The sequence below is a fragment of the Cupriavidus laharis genome, from assembly GCF_914271435.1.
GTDB classification, from domain to species: Bacteria; Pseudomonadota; Gammaproteobacteria; order Burkholderiales; family Burkholderiaceae; genus Cupriavidus; species Cupriavidus laharis.
Map to the genome: position 1 here is coordinate 1 of NZ_CAJZAI010000020.1, position 18,492 is coordinate 18,492.

15 protein-coding genes are annotated in these 18,492 nt (G+C 67.2%); 7 read left to right on the forward strand and 8 right to left on the reverse strand.

Annotated features, from left to right (window positions below; all coding sequences use genetic code 11):
- Positions 1-182: 182 nt before the first annotated feature.
- The 8 genes from LDO29_RS24910 to LDO29_RS24945 form a co-directional block, all read right to left on the reverse strand.
- Positions 183-788 (reverse strand): nucleotidyltransferase family protein, encoded by a 606-nt coding sequence (locus tag LDO29_RS24910; RefSeq protein ID WP_224082418.1) that lies wholly within the window; start codon positions 786-788, stop codon positions 183-185.
- A gap of 9 nt (positions 789-797) precedes the next feature.
- Positions 798-1,820: an XdhC family protein gene (locus LDO29_RS24915; RefSeq protein ID WP_224082419.1), complete on the reverse strand. Its 1,023-nt coding sequence runs from the start codon at positions 1,818-1,820 to the stop codon at positions 798-800.
- On the reverse strand, positions 1,793-2,347 hold the full coding sequence (locus LDO29_RS24920) for a CoxG family protein (protein WP_224082420.1): 555 nt from the start codon (positions 2,345-2,347) through the stop codon (positions 1,793-1,795). The genes LDO29_RS24915 and LDO29_RS24920 overlap by 28 nt, the downstream gene beginning before the upstream one ends.
- A gap of 16 nt (positions 2,348-2,363) precedes the next feature.
- A complete protein-coding gene (locus LDO29_RS24925) occupies positions 2,364-3,587 on the reverse strand; it encodes a vWA domain-containing protein (protein WP_224082421.1) in 1,224 nt (407 codons plus the stop codon).
- Positions 3,588-3,590: 3 nt separating this feature from the next.
- Positions 3,591-4,487, reverse strand: coding sequence for an AAA family ATPase (locus LDO29_RS24930; RefSeq protein ID WP_224082422.1), 897 nt, complete (start codon positions 4,485-4,487; stop codon positions 3,591-3,593).
- A gap of 346 nt (positions 4,488-4,833) precedes the next feature.
- Positions 4,834-5,628, reverse strand: coding sequence for an FAD binding domain-containing protein (locus LDO29_RS24935; protein WP_224082423.1), 795 nt, complete (start codon positions 5,626-5,628; stop codon positions 4,834-4,836).
- 105 nt (positions 5,629-5,733) lie between these two features.
- Positions 5,734-8,109, reverse strand: coding sequence for a xanthine dehydrogenase family protein molybdopterin-binding subunit (locus LDO29_RS24940; RefSeq protein ID WP_224082424.1), 2,376 nt, complete (start codon positions 8,107-8,109; stop codon positions 5,734-5,736).
- Positions 8,110-8,121: 12 nt separating this feature from the next.
- Positions 8,122-8,616, reverse strand: coding sequence for a (2Fe-2S)-binding protein (locus LDO29_RS24945; RefSeq protein WP_224082425.1), 495 nt, complete (start codon positions 8,614-8,616; stop codon positions 8,122-8,124).
- 312 nt (positions 8,617-8,928) lie between these two features.
- Between LDO29_RS24945 and LDO29_RS24950 the strand changes: the two genes are divergently transcribed.
- The 7 genes from LDO29_RS24950 (at position 8,929) to LDO29_RS24980 (ending at position 18,345) form a co-directional block, all read left to right on the forward strand.
- Positions 8,929-9,507 carry a YqaA family protein gene (locus LDO29_RS24950; RefSeq protein ID WP_224082426.1) on the forward strand — a complete coding sequence of 193 codons (579 nt, stop codon included), beginning with the start codon at positions 8,929-8,931 and terminating at the stop codon, positions 9,505-9,507.
- A gap of 159 nt (positions 9,508-9,666) precedes the next feature.
- Positions 9,667-13,641: a DUF3683 domain-containing protein gene (locus tag LDO29_RS24955; RefSeq protein WP_224082427.1), complete on the forward strand. Its 3,975-nt coding sequence runs from the start codon at positions 9,667-9,669 to the stop codon at positions 13,639-13,641.
- Positions 13,638-14,072: an HIT family protein gene (locus tag LDO29_RS24960; protein WP_224082428.1), complete on the forward strand. Its 435-nt coding sequence runs from the start codon at positions 13,638-13,640 to the stop codon at positions 14,070-14,072. The genes LDO29_RS24955 and LDO29_RS24960 overlap by 4 nt, the downstream gene beginning before the upstream one ends.
- A gap of 150 nt (positions 14,073-14,222) precedes the next feature.
- On the forward strand, positions 14,223-16,088 hold the full coding sequence (locus LDO29_RS24965; RefSeq protein ID WP_224082429.1) for an ABC transporter ATP-binding protein/permease: 1,866 nt from the start codon (positions 14,223-14,225) through the stop codon (positions 16,086-16,088).
- A 52-nt stretch (positions 16,089-16,140) separates the two neighbouring features.
- Positions 16,141-16,557, forward strand: a complete 417-nt coding sequence (locus LDO29_RS24970; protein WP_224082430.1) for a gamma-butyrobetaine hydroxylase-like domain-containing protein — start codon at positions 16,141-16,143, stop codon at positions 16,555-16,557.
- 21 nt (positions 16,558-16,578) lie between these two features.
- Positions 16,579-17,310 carry a bifunctional demethylmenaquinone methyltransferase/2-methoxy-6-polyprenyl-1,4-benzoquinol methylase UbiE gene (gene ubiE, locus LDO29_RS24975; RefSeq protein ID WP_224082431.1) on the forward strand — a complete coding sequence of 244 codons (732 nt, stop codon included), beginning with the start codon at positions 16,579-16,581 and terminating at the stop codon, positions 17,308-17,310.
- Positions 17,311-17,382: 72 nt separating this feature from the next.
- Positions 17,383-18,345, forward strand: coding sequence for a Tim44 domain-containing protein (locus LDO29_RS24980; protein WP_224082432.1), 963 nt, complete (start codon positions 17,383-17,385; stop codon positions 18,343-18,345).
- The last annotated feature ends 147 nt before the right edge of the window (positions 18,346-18,492 follow it).

Below are 18,492 nucleotides of genomic sequence, written 5' to 3' on the forward strand. Positions count from 1 at the left end.
GGGGGGTGGGGGGGGGGGGGGGGGGCGGGGTGGGGGGGTTGGGGGGGCGCGTCTTTTGCGGGGGGGTCGCCGGCGAAACAGCAGCATCAGCCAAGAACGACACCCCAATCATTCACCGCAGAACCCCGCCAGCCACGCCGGCGAAACAGCCAGGCCCGCCACGCACGAAAACTCATCAAAACCTACCTAATATCCCCCGGCAAATCCACATCCCTGAACGCCCCATCATCCTCCGTCAGAATCCGCGTCACCGGCTGCGTCTTCAACAACGCCCTGGCCCCCTCATCCCCATCGAGCTTCAGCAATTCCTCCCGCCAGGCAGCGCCAAATCCAACCGGATGCCCGCGCCGCCCGTCGCGCCACGGCGCGGCGATGGTCTCGGGCGTGGTGATGGTCAGTGCCACTGCCCTGACCAGTTCCAGCGGCAGCCACGGCATGTCGGCGAGCGCCACCACCCAGCCGTGCGCATCGGGCGTGGCGGCTACGGCGGCGCGCAACGCGGCGCCCATGCCTGCCTCGGTCTCGGCGGCTTCGACAACCCGGCAGCCGCCACGCCGCAACTCCTCGGCGAGCGCGGGATTGCCGGGCCGGATCACGGCGATCGATTCCGGTAGCGCGGCGGCCAGCGTGCGCGCACTGCGCCATGCGATGGTGCGGCCGTCAGGCAGCTTTTCCAGCAGCTTGTTGCGCTGGCCGTTGGCGTCGAAGCGCCGGCCGAACCCCGCCGCCAGCAGGATCCCGGTCGGCAGGTCGGTCTGGATCAGGGGAGCATTGCGGGCGGCGGTCATGGGGCGTCCTCACGTGCTGCAGCTGCTGCCGGTGCTGGCCGCCATTTCCCGCGCTGCCTTGGCGCCTTCGACCTGCAGGATGTCGGGCAGCGACACGTGGTTCTTGGCGGCCACGACTTCGGCCAGGATGGAAATGGCGATCTCGGGCGGCGTGCGGCTGCCGATGTAGATGCCGACCGGGCCATGCAGGCGGGCGAGCTGTATTTCGTTCAGGTCGAATTCCTTGAGGCGTTCACGCCGCGCCTGGTTGTTGCGGCGCGAGCCCAGCGCGCCGACGTAGAACGCGCGCGTGCGCAGCGCTTCCATCAGGGCCAGGTCGTCGAGCTTGGGGTCGTGCGTGAGGGCGATCACCGCGCAGCGCTCGTCGAGTTGCATCTCCATCACGGTGTCGTCGGGCATGGTGCGCACCATGGTCACGCCGGGAATGTCCCAGGTTTCCGTGTACTCCTCACGCGGGTCGCACACGGTGACCTGGAAGCCCAGGCCCACAGCGATCTGGCACAGGTATTTGGAGAGCTGCCCCGCGCCGATCACCAGCATGCGGTAGCGCGGGCCGTGGATGGTCAGCAGTGTCTTGCCGTCAAAGGCCAGGCCGTCGGTCGCCTCGGCCGGCCCCAGCGAGGCCTTGCCGGTGGCCATGTCGAGCGTGCGGGCCACCAGCCGGCCGTTCTCGACGGCGTCGAGCAGGCCGGCGATGCCGCTCGCCGGCGTGAGCGGCTCGGTCACCAGTTCGATGGTGCCGCCGCATGGCAGGCCGAAGCGGTGGGCTTCTTCGGCACTGATGCCGTACTTGACCGATTCGGGATGGTCCGCGGTGATGCCCTGGCGGCGCACGCGGTCGATGAGATCGTCTTCGATGCAGCCGCCGGAGACCGAGCCGACGACGAGCCCGTCGTCGCGCACGGCCAGCATCGCGCCTTCGGGGCGGGGCGACGAGCCCCAGGTTCTGACTACCGTGACCAGGAGCACGCGGTGGCCTTCCTGCTGCCACCGTACGCTGCTTCTCAGGACTTCGAGATCCACGCTGTCCATGATCGCTTCCGCTTGGGTTCCTCTGTTTGTTGCGTATCGCCGCCTTCGGGGGCGGCGTCTTGTTGTTGTGCGGCTTCATCGGGCACCGGTGTCGCCAGTGCCTCGGTGAAACGCGTGAAGAAGGTATCCGCCATCTTGCGCGCTGCGGCGTCTACCAGCCGCGAGCCGATCTGCGCGATCTTGCCGCCCACCTGTGCGTTGACCGCATACGTGAGAACCGTTTCCTCGCCATCAGGTTCCAGCGTGACGCGCGCGGACCCCTTGCCGAACCCGGCCGCACCGCCCTGTCCGTCGAACTGGATGGTGTAGCTGTCCGGCGCCTGGATGTCCTGCAGCGCCATGCGACCCTTGAAGCGCGCCTTGACCGGCCCGACCGCCGCGGTCAATGCGAGCTGGTAGGCATTTTCGCCGTCAGGCTCGATGCTCTCACATCCGGGGATGCACTGCTTGAGCAGCGCCGTGTCGTTGAGCGCCTCCCATGCCACTTGCTGGGGCACCGGCAGGCGCTGGCTCCGGTTCATTTCCATGGGGTGGGTTCCTTGTTTATTTCATAGGTGAAACGAAGGCGCTGGCGCCCGGTTCGGACAGCAGGGTTTGCAGCGCGAGCAGGCTGTCGAGGTTGTGCGCCGGACGCAGCGCATCCACATGCGGCAGGATGGCCTGCACGCCGCGTGCCTGCGGCGTGAAGCCGGGGTAGCGCAGCAGCGGGTTGAGCCAGATGATGCGGTGCGCAAAGCGCCGCAGCCGTGCCATCTCCTGGCTCAGCAGGTCGATGTGCTCGTGGTCCAGGCCGTCGGTGACGAGCAGTACCGTGGCGCGTCCCGAGAGCGTGCGGCGTGCCCACTGGCGGTTGAAGCTGGCCAGCGCCTCGCCGATGCGCGTGCCGCCGGCCCAGTCTCGTACCTGGCCGGTGATGACGGCGACAGCTTCGTCGGGGTCGCGCTCGCGCAAGGCGCGCGTGATGTTCGTGAGCCGCGTGCCGAACAGGAACACCGACAGCCGCTCGCGCGACAGCGTCAGCGCATGGCAGAAGTACAGCACCGCGCGCGAGTACTGGCTCATCGAGCCCGAGATGTCGAGCAGCAGTACCACCGGCGGCTTGCGTTCGGCATGGCGGCGGTATTTCCAGCGCAGCCATTCGCCATGCTGGCGCACCGCCAGGCGCGCGCTGGCGCGCAGGTCGGCGTGGGTGCCACTGCTGGACGGGCGCAAGCGGCGCGTGCGTTCCATCGCCAGGTGGGCGCGGCGCTTGCGCACCAGATGCTGCAGCGCGCGCCATTCCTGCGCGGTTAGCGTTTCGAAGTCGCGCTGTGCCAGACGCTCCTGGTCCGAGAAGGTCAACGGCACCGCCAGGCGTTCCGCTTCGGTCTGCTGTGGCCGTGCGGGCAGGTCGGGCTGGCGTGCCGCCAGCGCGTCGGCGAGCCGGTTGCTGCGGCGCGGTGGCGGTGCGCCGGCATCCACGCGCGGCAGCAGCATCGCGCGCAGCTTGCCTTCCCAGTCGGGGTCGCGCCAGAACAGGTCGAACGCGGCATCGAACAGCGGGCGCTGGTCCGGGCCCGACAGCACCAGCGCGGCCAGCGCTGCGCGCACATCGTCGCGCTGGCCGATGTCCACGTATTGCAGCGCTTCCAGCGCGTCGACCGAATGCGCAGGCGACAACGCGAAGCCGCCGTCGTGCAGCAGGCGCATGAAATGCGTGACGTTGCGCGCCAGCACCGGCAGGGCGGGGCCGGGCTTGCCGGTGCTGGCGGGGTGCAGCGTGGCCATGGCTCAGGTCGCGGCCGACGTGCCCGCGAGCAGTTCGGCCACGGTGGGGCCGTCGGCGCGGGCCAGGTCGTCCTGGTACTTGAGCAGCACGCCGAGCGTGTCGCGCACCGACTGCGGGTCCAGTTCGGTCACGCCGAGCGCGGACAGCGCGCGGCACCAGTCGATGGCCTCGGCGATGCCGGGGGCCTTGAACAGGTCGATGCCCCGCAGGCGGTGGATGAAATCGACGGCCTGCGCCTGCAGCCGTGCGGCGGCTTCCGGCGCGCGCGCGGCGACGATCTGCAGTTCGCGGTCGCGCTGCGGGTAGCCCATCCACTGGTACAGGCAGCGGCGCTTGAGCGCGTCGTGCACTTCGCGGGTGCGGTTGGAGGTGACGATGATCAGCGGCGGCCGTTCGGCGCGGATCACGCCGATTTCGGGGATCGACACCTGGTATTCGGACAGTATCTCCAGCAGGAAAGCTTCGAACGGTTCGTCGGCGCGGTCGATCTCGTCGATCAGCAGCACACGCGGCACGCCGGGGGCAGCCGGGTCGGGGAGCAGGGCTTCGAGCAGCGGGCGTTTGAGCAGGTAGTCGTCGTGGTAGAGCGACTGCGTTTCGGGGCGTTCGCCGCGGGCTTCGGCCACGCGCAGGGCCATGATCTGGCGGGGGTAGTCCCATTCGTACAGGGCGCTGGCGGCGTCGAGGCCTTCGTAGCACTGCAGGCGCAACAGGCGGGTGCCCATGACTTCGGCCATGGCCTGGGCCAGGGCGGTTTTGCCTACGCCGGGCTCGCCTTCGAGGAACAGGGGGCGCTGCATGCGCAGGGCGAGGTACAGGACGGTCGCGGTTTCGCGGTCGGCGAAGTATTGGTGGGATGCCAGTTGAGCGAGGGTTTCGTCGATGGAGGTGGGGAGCATGGGGCTGTCTGGTTGCTTCGTACGTCGTCGTTCGTGCTGGCGCCGCTGGATAGCCTCCTTCGGGGGCTACTTCTTCTTTGTCTCGCCAAAGAAGAAGCAAGAAAGGCGACCCCGTGATCGGCGACACCCCCTCGCGCTGAGCCAGCTCCGCGGCGCTCGCGCAAAACTCGCGGCCTGAACGGCCGCTCAGACACTGCGCAAGCTTGTCCGGGGCTGTGCCCCGGACGACCGCGGAGCTGGCTCAGCGCGAGGCGCCGCTCAAGGGGAGGGAACGGCCAAACCGTCGCTGTTTCGATGGCGTTGGCTATGCTCGCTTCTCCTTTCGCGGCGCTCCGCTCCTTTTCGTCTAGCCTGCAGCCTCCACCGCTCTCGCTGCCAGCACCGGGATCAGGTGGGCGCGGTATTCGGCGGATGCGTGCAGGTCGGCGTTCAGGTGTGACGGATCGATCTTGACCGCCTTCGCCGCCGCCGGCGTGAAGCTGGCCGACAGCGCCTGTTCCAGCGGCTGGCAGCGGAACACGCTGTCAGCCGCGCCAGTCACGGCGACGCGCACGTTGCCGCCGGTGCGCGAGACCATCACGCCGACCAGCGCGAAGCGCGAGGCCGGATTGCGGAACTTGATGTAGGCGGCTTTCTCGGGGATCGGGAAGCGCACGGCCGTGATCAGTTCGTCTGGCTCGAGCGCGGTCTCGTACAGGCCCTTGAAGAAGTCATCAGCCGCAATGGTGCGGCGGTCGGTGACCACGGTGGCGTTCAGGCCCAGTACGGCGGCCGGGTAGCACGCGGCAGGGTCGTCGTTGGCGAGCGAGCCGCCGATGGTGCCCATCGCGCGGACCTGGCGGTCGCCGATGCCTTCGGCCAGCGCGGCCAGCGCGGGAATGCGCTGGCGTACCTCGGCGTTGGCGGCGACGTCGGCGTGGCGCGCGGCGGCGCCGATCACGACTTCGTTGCCTTCGACGCGGATGTCGGCCATGCCGGGGATGTGCGCCACGTCGATGAGCGTGGATGGCGAGGCGAGGCGCAGCTTCATCGCGGCCAGCAGGCTCTGGCCGCCGGCCAGGAACTTGGCGTCGGGGTCGGCCTTGAGCTTCGCGACGGCCGCCTTGGCATCCGCTGCACGTTCAAACTGGAATGCGTACATGTCGGTTTCCTTTCGCTTGTCGTTCCCGCGCAGGCGGGAACCCAGTGTCTTTACCAGCGGTTGCAAAAGTCGCTGGGCTCCCGCTTTCGCGGGAGCGACGAGAGATCACGGCTTGGCGGCCTGGATGGCCTGCCACACGCGGTGCGGCGTGGCAGGCATCTGCAGGCCCTTCACGCCGAGCGGGGACAGCGCATCGACCAGCGCGTTGATGAAGGCCGGAGGCGAGCCGATGGCACCGGCTTCGCCGCAGCCTTTCACGCCCAGCGGGTTGTGCGTGCAGGGTGTGCCCTTGGCGGTTTCCACGGTGAAGTCGGGCAGGTCGCCCGCGCGCGGCATGGCGTAGTCCATGTACGAGCCGGTCAGCAGCTGGCCACTGTCGCTGTCGTAGACGCACTGTTCGAGCATGGCCTGGCCGAGGCCCTGGCCGATGCCGCCGTGCACCTGGCCTTCGACGATCATCGGGTTGATGATGTTGCCGAAGTCGTCGACCGCCGTGAACTTCACCACCTGCGACTCGCCGGTGTCCGGATCGACTTCCACTTCGCACACGTAGGCGCCCGACGGATAGGTAAAGTTTGTCGGGTCGTAGAACGCGTTCTCGTTCAGGCCCGGCTCCAGCTTGTCGAGCGGGTAGTTGTGCGGCACGTAGGCGGTCAGCGCGACTTCGCCGAAGGTCTTGGTGCGGTCGGTGCCGGCCACGCGGAACACGCCGTTGCTGAATTCGATGTCGGCGTCGGATGCCTCCAGCAAATGCGCGGCGATCTTCTTGGCCTTGGCCTCGATCTTATCGAGCGCCTTCATGATCGCCGAACCGCCCACTGCCAGCGAGCGCGAGCCGTAGGTGCCCATGCCGAACGGCACGCGGCCGGTGTCGCCGTGCACGATCTCGACCGATTCCAGCGCGATGCCGAGCCGGTCCGCCACGATCTGCGCGAAGGTGGTTTCGTGACCCTGGCCATGGCTGTGCGAACCGGTGAACACGGTGACGGTGCCGGTCGGGTGCACGCGGATCTCTCCAACCTCGAACAGGCCCGCGCGCGCACCGAGTGCGCCGGCGATGTTCGACGGTGCCAGGCCGCAGGCCTCGATGTAGCAGGAGTAGCCGAGGCCGCGCAGCTTGCCGCGCTGCTTTGCCTCGTCGCGGCGGGCCGGGAAGCCCTTCACGTCGGCCAGTTCCTGCGCGCGCGCCAGGCAAGGCTCGTAGTCGCCGGTGTCATAGGTCAGGCCTACCGGCGTGGCATACGGGAACTGGCGGATGAAGTTCTTGCGGCGCAGCTCGGCCGGATCCATCTTGAGCTCGTGCGCGGCGGTCTCCACCAGGCGCTCGACCACGAAGGTGGCTTCGGGCCGGCCGGCGCCACGGTAGGCATCCACCGGCGCGGTGTTGGTGAACACCGCCTTTACCTCCGCATAGATGGCCGGCGTGGCGTACTGCCCGGCCAGAAGCGTCGCGTACAGGATGGTCGGCACGCTGCTGGCGAAGGTCGACAGGTAGGCGCCCATGTTCGCGGTGGTGTGCACGCGCATGGCCAGGAACTTGCCGTCGCCGTCGAGCGCCAACTCGGCCTTGGTCACGTGGTCGCGGCCGTGGGCATCGGTCAGGAAGGATTCCGAACGCTCGGCGGTCCACTTGATCGGCCGGCCGACCTTCTTCGAGGCCCAGGTCAGCGCCACGTCCTCCGGGTACAGGAAGATCTTGGAGCCGAAGCCGCCGCCAACGTCGGGCGCGATGATGCGCAGCCGCGATTCCGGCAGGCCCAGCACGAAGGCGCCCATCAGCAGGCGTTCCACGTGCGGGTTCTGGTTGGCCACGTAGACCGTGTAGCTGTCGTCCTGGCGCGCATAGCTGGCATTGACCGCGCGCGGCTCGATCGCGTTCGGGATCAGCCGGTTGTTGACGATCTCCAGCGTGGTCACGTGCGCGGCTTTCGCAAAGGCGGCATCGGTCACGGCCTTGTCGCCGTGGCCCCAGGTGTAGCAGGTGTTGGCCGGCACGTCGTCATGCACGAGCGTGGAGGCCGCGGCCGCATCGGCGGCGTTGACCACGGCAGGCAACTCCTCGTAGTCGACCTCGATCTTCTCGGCGGCGTCCTTCGCCTGCATCAGCGTTTCGGCTACCACCAGCGCCACCTGGTCGCCGACATGGCGAACCTTGCCCTGTGCGATGACGGGGTGGGGCGGCTCTTTCATCGGCGAGCCGTCGATGCTGTGGATCAGCCAGCCGCAGGGCAGGCCGCCCACTTTGTCGGCGGCCATGTCCTCGCCGGTCAGCACGGCGATCACGCCGGGCGAGGCCAGCGCGGCGCTCCTGTCGATCGACTTGATGCGCGCATGCGCGTGCGGCGAGCGCACGAAGTAGCCGTAGCTCTGCTGCGGCAGGACGATGTCGTCGGTGTACTGGCCGTTGCCGGTCAGGAAGCGGAAGTCTTCCTTGCGCTTGACCGCCGCGCCGACGAACTTTTGCGATTCGGGTGCGTTCATGGCTGGCCTCCCTTACTCGGCGCTCGTGGCAGCGGCGCCGCGCATGGCGGCCTGCCCCTGCTGCACGGCCTTGACGATGTTGTGGTAGCCCGTGCAGCGGCACAGGTTGCCTTCGAGCTGCTGGCGGATAGTGGTGGCATCAGCGTCTGGCTGTGCCTTCACTAGCGCGGTGGCTGCCATGACCATGCCGGGTGTACAGAAGCCGCACTGCAGGCCATGGCATTCGCGGAAGGCTTCCTGCATCGGATGCAGGCCATTGCCGCCGCCGGCCAGCCCTTCGATCGTCGTGACCTGGGCCCCGTCGGCCTGCACGGCGAGCATATTGCAGGACTTGACCGCGCGTCCGTCCAGGTGGACCGTGCAGGCGCCGCACTGCGCGGTATCGCAGCCGACGTGCGTGCCGGTCAGGCGAAGCTGTTCGCGCAGGAACTGGACCAGGAGGGTGTTGGGTTCTACCTGGGTGTCAACGGGCTTGCCATTGACCGTCAGGCGGATCGGAATCGCCATGCTTGTCTCCATGTGGGTGGACGCGCATGACCAACTCCCCGAAATCCCGAAAAAAACAGCGCGGGACTGGCCACGACGCGGTACTGCCGTTTGCTACGGCTATTTCGTGATATTGGTGCTTCCGGTGCTGCCCACGGCGAATGCCGTGCGGGAGGGGACCCCCCCGGCGGCCGGCGAACGTTTGGCCGCGACGGGCTCTAACAGTTAATCACAAATCGCCGGGCGCTGCCATGCGGGTTGCCCGTGCCCCGAAAGGGGTACGGCTAGAATGCTGACGCCGCCAAGGCACCCCTGGATACCCCGGCCCACGACATGGAAGCGTTCTTCGACTGGCTGTTCGACATCATCGCCCTGCCTAAGGTGGGCCTGCCCGCGATCTTCGTCGTCAGCCTGGTGTCGGCCACGCTGCTGCCGCTGGGCTCGGAGCCGGCCGTGTTCGGCTACGTCAAGCTCAACCCGCATATGTTCTGGCCGGCGGTGGTGGTGGCCACGCTCGGCAATACCGCGGGCGGCGCTATCGACTGGTGGCTCGGCTATGCGGCCAAGCTGGCGCTGGTGCGCTACCGCAAGCGGCGCCAGGCGCGCGAACACGAGCAGGAACACCTTGAGCATCGCGAACATGTGCGCAAGCCCACCAAGCCCAAACTGGACGCGCGCTACTTCCGCTGGATGCGGCGGCTGGGCCCGCCGACGCTGCTGGTGTCGTGGCTGCCGGGCATAGGTGATCCATTGTGCACGTTGGCGGGCTGGCTGCGGCTGTCGTTCTGGCCCAGCCTGGCCTATATGGCGGTCGGCAAATTCCTGCGCTATCTGGCCATGACTGCCAGCCTGCTGTGGATTCCGGACAGTTTTTGGCACAACATTGCCGGAATCTTCAGGGCCTGGTTCTGAATCCTTGTGTGCCCGGCAGTACGCAAAGCGGCGCTAAACCCTTGTTCCGACACGGGTTGTGTCATGTTGCGGCGCGGCGAAACCGTGCCATGCAGTACAATCGCGCTTTAATGAACGATCGGCGCACACCTTCAGTGCGCAGCAGGAAGCGGTCCCCCCATGAACGCCCCACTCGTGCTCGACGCCAAGCTGGCCGCGCAGGACGCCCCGCCGCGCCTGCGTGAAATCCCCTATAACTACACGTCCTTTTCGGACCGCGAGATTGTCATTCGCCTGCTGGGCGAAGAGGCCTGGCGCATTCTGGACGAATTGCGCAGCGAGCGCCGTACCGGCCGTTCGGCACGCATGCTGTATGAAGTCCTGGGCGATATCTGGGTAGTGCGCCGGAATCCTTACCTGCAGGACGACCTGCTCGAGAACCCCAAGCGACGCCAGATGCTGGTGAGCGCGCTGCACCACCGCCTGAGCGAGATCGAGAAGCGCCGCGCTGCCGACCGTGCCGTGCATGCCGAGCCGGCCGCCGAGGACCGCTCGCACCGCGTGGAGCAGCTCGTTGCCTTCGCCAAGCAGGCGATCGAGGACTTCAAGAACGAGTTCGCCGCTGCCTATGACCTGCGCAAGCGCGCACAGCGCGTGCTGGGCCGCGTCACGCAGAAGGACAACATCAAGTTCGATGGGCTGTCGCGCGTATCGCACGTGACCGACGCCACCGACTGGCGTGTGGAATATCCGTTCGTCGTGCTGACGCCGGACACCGAGGAAGAGATCGCCGGCCTGGTCAAGGGCTGCTTCGAGCTCGGCCTGACCATCATCCCGCGCGGAGGCGGCACCGGCTATACCGGCGGCGCCGTGCCGCTGACGCCGATGAGCGCGGTCATCAATACCGAGAAGCTGGAACAGCTCGGCCCGGTCGAGCAGACTGACTTGCCAGGTGTCTCGCACAAGGTTGCGACCATCTTCTCGGGCGCCGGCGTGGTGACGCGCCGCGTGGCCGACGCCGCCGACAAGGCCGGCCTGGTGTTCGCGGTGGACCCGACGTCGATTGACGCGTCGTGCATTGGCGGCAACGTGGCCATGAACGCGGGCGGCAAGAAGGCTGTGCTGTGGGGCACCGCGCTGGATAACCTGGCCTGGTGGCGCATGGTCGATCCGGAAGGCAACTGGCTGGAAGTCACCCGGCTGGACCACAACCTGGGCAAGATCCACGACGTGCCGGTCGCCACGTTCGAACTGAAGTGGTCGGACGGCAACCGGGCACCGGGCGAGAAGGTGCTGCGCACCGAGACGCTGGCCATCGAAGGCCGCAAGTTCCGCAAGGAAGGCCTGGGCAAGGACGTCACCGACAAGTTCCTGGCGGGCCTGCCGGGCGTGCAGAAGGAAGGCTGCGACGGCATCATCACCAGCGCGCGCTGGATCCTGCACCGCATGCCGAAGTTCATCCGCACCGTGTGCCTGGAGTTCTTCGGCCAGGCGCGCGATGCCATTCCAAGCATCGTCGAGATCAAGGATTTCCTTGACGGCGAGTCGAAGACCCCGGGTGGCGCCATCCTCGCCGGCCTCGAGCACCTGGACGAGCGCTACCTGCGCGCCGTCGGCTATGCCACCAAGAGCAAGCGCAATGCTTTCCCGAAGATGGTGCTGATCGGCGATATCGTCGGCGACGATGAAGATGCCGTGGCGCGTGCCACGTCGGAAGTGATCCGCATGGCCAACGGCAAGAGCGGCGAGGGCTTCATCGCCGTCAGCCCCGAGGCGCGCAAGAAATTCTGGCTCGACCGTTCGCGCACCGCCGCCATTGCCCGGCATACCAACGCCTTCAAGATCAATGAAGACGTGGTGATTCCGCTGCCGCGCATGGGCGAGTACACCGACGGCATCGAGCGCATCAACATCGAGCTGTCGATCAAGAACAAGCTCGCGCTGGTCGACGCGCTGGAAGCCTTCTTCGCGCGCGGCAACCTGCCGCTGGGCCGCAGCGACGACGCCAACGAGATCCCGAGCGCCGAGCTGCTGGAAGACCGCGTGCAGCACGCGCTCACGCTGCTGCGCGAAATCCGCTCGCGCTGGCGCTACCTGCAGGACCACCTCGACACGCCGCTGGCAGCCGCCAAGGCGTCGCTGATCGCGCACGGCCTGGGTCTGCTCGGCCAGGCCTTCGACGCGCGCCTGGCGCAGCAGCCGGATGCCAATGTGTTCCACCTGCTCCAGGACCGCACCATTCGCGTGTCCTGGAAGGGCGAAGTGCGCGCCGAGCTGCGCAAGATCTTCAACGGCGGCGAGTTCAAGCCCATCCTCGACGAGGCGCAGGCCATCCACAAGGAAGTGCTGCGCGGGCGCGTCTTCGTGGCGCTGCACATGCACGCCGGCGACGGTAACGTGCACACCAACATCCCGGTCAACTCCGACAACTACGACATGCTGCAGGACGCCCACCGCGCGGTGGCCCGCATCATGGACCTGGCCCGCTCGCTCGACGGCGTGATTTCCGGCGAGCACGGCATCGGCATCACCAAGCTGGAGTTCCTGACCGAGGACGAGATCGGCGACTTCCGCGCCTACAAGCAGAAGGTCGATCCGCAGGGCCGCTTCAACAAGGGCAAGCTGCTGCCGGGCGCGGACCTGCGCAATGCGTACACGCCGTCGTTCGGCCTGATGGGGCATGAGTCCATCATCATGCAGCAGAGCGATATCGGCGCCATTGCCGACAGCGTCAAGGATTGCCTGCGCTGCGGCAAGTGCAAGCCGGTGTGCGCCACGCACGTGCCGCGCGCGAACCTGCTGTACAGCCCGCGCAACAAGATCCTGGCCACCTCGCTGCTGGTCGAGGCCTTCCTGTACGAGGAACAGACCCGCCGCGGCGTGTCGATCAAGCACTGGGACGAATTCTCCGACGTGGCCGACCACTGCACGGTGTGCCACAAGTGCGCGACGCCGTGCCCGGTGAAGATCGACTTCGGCGATGTGTCGATGAACATGCGCAACCTGCTGCGCAAGATGGGGCAGAAGAAGTTCAACCCCGGCACGGCCGCGTCGATGTTCTTCCTGAACGCCACCAGCCCGGAAACGATCAACCTGACCCGCAAGGTCATGATCGACTGGGGCTACAAGGCGCAGCGCCTGGGCAATGAGGTGCTGAAGAAGTTCGCGAAGAAGCAGACCGCGCATCCGCCGGCCACGGTGGGCAAGCCGCCGGTGCGCGAGCAGGTGATCCACTTCATCAACAAGAAAATGCCGGGCAACCTGCCCAAGAAGACCGCGCGCGCGCTGCTCGACATCGAGGACAACGAGATCGTGCCGATCATCCGCGACCCGAAGGCGACCACGCCGGAAACGGAAGCGGTGTTCTACTTCCCGGGCTGCGGCTCGGAGCGGCTGTTCTCGCAGGTGGGGCTGGCCACGCAGGCCATGCTGTGGCACGTGGGCGTGCAGACCGTGCTGCCGCCGGGCTACCTGTGCTGCGGGTATCCGCAGCGTGGCAACGGCCAGTACGACAAGGCCGAGAAGATGGTCACCGATAACCGCGTGCTGTTCCACCGCGTGGCCAACACGCTGAACTACCTCGACATCAAGACGGTGGTGGTCAGCTGCGGCACGTGCTACGACCAGCTCGCCACCTATGAATTCGAGAAGATATTCCCGGGCTGCCGCATCATCGATATCCACGAATACCTGCTGGAAAAGGGCGTGAAGCTCGAAGGCGTGACCGGTACGCGCTACATGTACCACGACCCCTGCCACACGCCGATCAAGACCATGGACCCGACCAGGCTGGTCAATGACCTGATGGGCGGCAACGCGGGCGCCGGCAAGATCGAGAAGAACGAGCGCTGCTGCGGGGAGTCCGGCACGCTGGCGGTGACCCGTCCGGATGTCTCGACGCAGGTCCGCTTCCGCAAGGAAGAGGAGATGACGAAGGGCGCCGACAAGCTGCGCGCCGACGGCTTCACCGGCGACGTCAAGATCCTGACCAGCTGCCCGTCGTGCCTGCAGGGGCTGTCGCGCTACAACGAGGATGCGTCGGTGCAGGCCGACTATATCGTCGTGGAGATGGCGAAGCATCTGCTTGGGGAGAACTGGATGCCGGAGTATGTGGCCAAGGCCAATGCTGGCGGTATCGAGCGGGTGCTGGTGTGACGCGCGTGCAGGGTTGCCCGCTGTGCGAAGCCGACGGCGGCGAACTCGTCTGGATGGGCGACCGCGCGCGCGTGATCCTGGTCGAGCACGACCGCTTTCCCGGCTTTTGCCGCATCGTCTGGAACGACCATGCGGCAGAACTGACCGACCTGGATGACGCCGACCAGGCCTGGCTGATGCGGCTGGTGGCCCGTGTGGAACGCGTGGTGCGCGAGGTCATGACGCCGGACAAGGTCAACCTGGCCGCATTCGGCAATATGGTGCCGCACCTGCACTGGCATATCATTCCGCGTTACCGCTGGGACACCCATTTCCCCGAGGCGATCTGGGCTGCGCCCCAGCGCGCCGCTGACGCAGCGCGCGTGGCAGAACTGGCAAGCCGGCTGCCGGCGCTGCGTACGGCACTTTCCGCGCTGGCTGTGGGCAGCTGAGCCGCGCGGCGGCAACACCTGGCCGGCGGCGCGGAACCGTGCCATGCGGCACGCGTCTGAATCCTGTTGTCATCGCAAGGGCCGCCGCGGCCGTTGCTCATTCCAGAAGAACAAGCCCGCCGCAGCGCCGGCGGGCGCACCGCTGCCGCTATGTCCACCACACCGACTTCCGTCACCGTACCGGGCCCGGCTGTTCCCGCCCGGGCCCTCAAGATCCAGAGCCGGCTGCGCATGGCCGCGACCTGGGCGCTGATCAAGCCCTACTGGAAGTCCGAAGACCGCAAGGCTGGGCTTGGCCTGCTCACCCTGGTGGTGGCGCTCAACCTGGGTATCGTCTATATCAACGTGCTGCTCAACGAGTGGAACCGCGTGTTCTACAACGCGCTGGAGCAGCGCGACTATGCGTCGTTCAAGGTGCTGCTGCTGCGGTTCTCGTGGATCGCGGCGTTCTTCATCGTGGCCGCCATCTCGCGGCAGTACTACACGATGATGCTGCAGATGCGCTGGCGCACCTGGATGACGGGCCAGTTCATGGGCCACTGGATGGGGCACCAGGCGTACTACCGGATCGAGCAGACGCATACCACCGACAACCCTGACCAGCGTATTTCGGACGACTTGCGCCAGTTCACCGACGGCGCGCTGTCGCTGTCGCTGGGCTTGCTCAATTCGGTGGTGACGCTGCTGTCCTTCGTCGGCATCCTGTGGACGGTATCCGGCCCGATCAGCCTTGCGCTGGGCGGCAACGAGATCGTGATCCCGGGCTACATGGTGTGGTTTGCAGCTGGCTACGCGGTGATCGGCTCGCTGATCGCGCATGTCGTCGGACGGCCGCTGATCGGCCTGAATTTCCAGCAGGAACAGTACGAGGCGGATTTCCGTTTCACGCTGGTGCGGCTGCGCGAGAACAGCGAACCCGTGGCGCTGTACCGCGGCGAGCCGACCGAGCAGGCCGGCCTGCGCGCGCGCTTCGACCGCATCCGCGCGAACTGGAACCAGCTCATGCGCTATACGCGGCGGCTGACGTTCGTCAGTTCCGGCTACGCGCAGTTCGCCATCATCTTCCCGATCCTGGTGGCGGCGCCGCGCTACTTCGCCGGCAAGATGACGCTGGGCGGCCTGATGCAGACCAGCTCGGCCTTCGGCCAGGTGCAGGGCGCGCTGTCGTGGTTCGTGGACAGCTACGCGACGCTGGTGGGCTGGAAGGCGGCAGCCAACCGCTTGATCGATTTCCAGGAGGCGATCCGCGTGGCCGAGCGGCAGGACCAGGCGCATACCGGCGTGCGCGATATCGAGGTCGAACATACTGGCGAGCCGCAGGCGGGCATTCGCGTCGACGGCCTCGGTCTGGCGCTGCCGGTGCGTGCCCACCGCGGCGCGAGCGTCGGCCAGCGCCAGCTGGTGGCGCCGTTCTCGCTGGCCATCGCGCCGGGCGAGCGCTGGCTTGTGAACGGGCCGTCGGGCTGCGGCAAGAGCGTGCTGTTCCGCGCGCTGGCGGGTATCTGGCCGTACGGCAGCGGCACCGTCACGATGCCGGCCGACGCGCGCACGCTGTTCCTGCCGCAGCGCAGCTACCTGCCGATCGGCACGCTCGCCGACGCGCTCGCGTATCCGGACGCAGGCACGGCCCACGCCGCCGAGGCACTGCAGACGGTGCTGCGCCAGGCGCGGCTGCCGCAGCTCGTGGACCAGCTCGACGTCTTCGACAATTGGTCGCTGCGGCTGTCGCCCGGCGAGCAGCAGCGCCTGGCATTCGCCCGCGCGCTGCTGCAGAAGCCCCGCTACCTGTTCCTGGACGAGGCCACCAGCGCGCTCGACGAGGAAACCGAGGGCATCATGTACCGCCTGATGGTCGAGGCATTGCCCGATGCCGCGATCATCAGCATTGCCCACCGCAGCACCGTGGCTGCCTTTCATGGCCGCCGGCTGCGCTATGTGCCCGATGACGGCGCCGGCACCCAGGATGGGCAAGGTGGGGTGGCTGCGGTAAGCTATCGGGTCGTATGCGAGGCGTGACCGCGAGCCGCGGCACGCCAACCCACCTGGCGCCCGCGCCGGCGCACCCACTATGGCAGGCCTCGAGAAAGATACTCCCCATCCCACCGCGCTGACAGTGCACACGCAGTCGCGCGTGCTCGAAATCGGCTTCGAGAACGGGCGCAGCTTCCGGCTGCCGTTCGAATTGCTGCGCGTGTATTCCCCGTCGGCCGAAGTACAGGGCCACGGCCCCGGCCAGGAAGTGCTGCAGACCGGCAAGCGCGAGGTCGGCATCGCCGCCGTCGAGCCCGTGGGCAACTACGCCATCCAGATCCGGTTCACCGACGGCCACGACACCGGCATTTATTCCTGGGACCTGCTGTACCGCCTGGGCGACCAGCAGGATGCGCTGTGGGCCGACTACCTGAAGCGCCTGGAAGCCGCGGGCGTCGACCGCGACACGCCCATGGCGGCTGCCGGCGGCCATGGTTGCGGCCATCACCACTGATCAGTACCTGGAGTCTGAGATATGAGCGAAACCCACTTCGGGTTCGAGAAGGTCGACGAAACGGAGAAGGCCGGCAAGGTTGCCGGCGTGTTCCATTCGGTCGCCAGCAAGTATGACGTGATGAACGACCTGATGTCGGGCGGCATGCACCGGCTGTGGAAGCTGTTCACCATCGCCCAGGCGGGCGTGCGGCCTGGCCACAAGGTGCTGGACATCGCCGGCGGCACAGGCGACCTGGCCAAGGCGTTCGCGAAGCAGGCCGGGCTGACCGGCCAGGTCTGGCTCACCGACATCAACGAATCGATGCTGCGCGTGGGCCGCGACCGCCTGCTCGACAAGGGCATCATCACCCCGGTGGCCCTGTGCGATGCCGAGCGCATCCCGTTCCCGGACAACTACTTCGACCTGGTCACGGTGGCCTTCGGCCTGCGCAACATGACCCACAAGGATGCTGCCCTGGCCGAGATGCGCCGTGTGGTGAAGCCGGGCGGCAAGGTCATGGTGCTGGAATTCTCCAAGGTATGGAAACCGCTGGAGAAGGCCTACGATATCTATTCCTTCAAGGTGCTTCCGTGGCTGGGGCAGAAGGTGGCGGGGGATGCCCCAAGCTACCGTTATCTGGCAGAATCCATCCGCATGCATCCAGACCAGGTTTCACTTGTACGCTTGATGGAACAAGCTGGGCTGGAGAATGTCGAATACTTCAATCTGACGGCCGGAGTGGTGGCGCTCCACGTCGGGCGCAAGTATTAAATCGCCATTCCTGGCTCGAATCCGGCAATCGAATGCCGGTTTTGAGCGGAAACTGACAGGGGATCACTGAATATGTCATCACTTCGCGGAAAATTCCTGGTGGGGTCGCTGATTGCCGCGATCGCGCTCGGCATGGCGCTGGACGCCAATGCCAAGCGCATGGGCGGCTCGCGCAGCATCGGCAAGCAATCGTCCACCGTGACGCAGCAACGCCAGCAGGCGCCGGCGCAGCAGACGCCGTCGCAGCCGGCCCAGCAGCCTGCGCAGCAGGCCGCACCGGCCACCGCCGGGGCTGCCGGCGCGGCCGCCGCGGCTGCGCCCAAGCGCAACTGGGGCGGCATCCTGGGCGGCATCGCCGCCGGCCTGGGCATTGGCTGGCTGCTGTCGCACTTCGGCCTGGGCGGCGCGGCGCTGAGCTTTCTGTCCAACCTGATCCTGATCGCGCTGGTCGCGTTCGTGGTGATGTGGCTGATCCGCAAGTTCCGTGGCGGCAGCCGCCAGCAGCAGCCTGCCTACGCGGGCGCCGGCGCGGGCGGCATGGCTCGCAACGCGGAACCGATGCTGCGCCAGCCGGCTGCCCCGGCCACGGCGGCCGAACCCGTGATGCCCGCTGCCGGCGCAGCGGCGCCGGTAGCCGCTGGCGCTGCCCAGCCCTGGGGTGTGCCTGCCGACTTCGACACCGAAGCCTTCCTGCGCAACGCCAAGGTGCATTTCGTGCGCCTGCAGGCGGCCTGGGATGCCGGCAACCTCGACGACATCCGCGAATTCACGACGCCGGAAATGTTCGCCGAGATCAAGATGGACCTGTCCGAGCGCGGCGCCGAAGTCAACAAGACCGATGTGGTTACGCTGGAAGCGCAGATGCTGGGCATCGAATCGTCGCCGAGCCAGCACCTGGCCAGCGTGCGTTTCTCGGGCATGATCCGCGAGCGCGCCGGCGAAGCGGCGCAGCCGTTTGCCGAGGTCTGGAACCTGGCCAAGCCGGTTTCCGGCTCGGGTGGCTGGCTGCTTGCCGGTATCCAGCAGGAGTCCTGAGTGCCGTCAGTGCCCCATGGCGGTGACGCCAGCGGGGAGTAGCTTAGAATGGAGGGCCCGCGCGCAAGCGCGGGCCTTTTCCGTTTGGAGGCGGTGTCTCACCCTGTGTCAGGCCTGCCAGCCCAGTCGTGCGCAGCACGCCCTTTG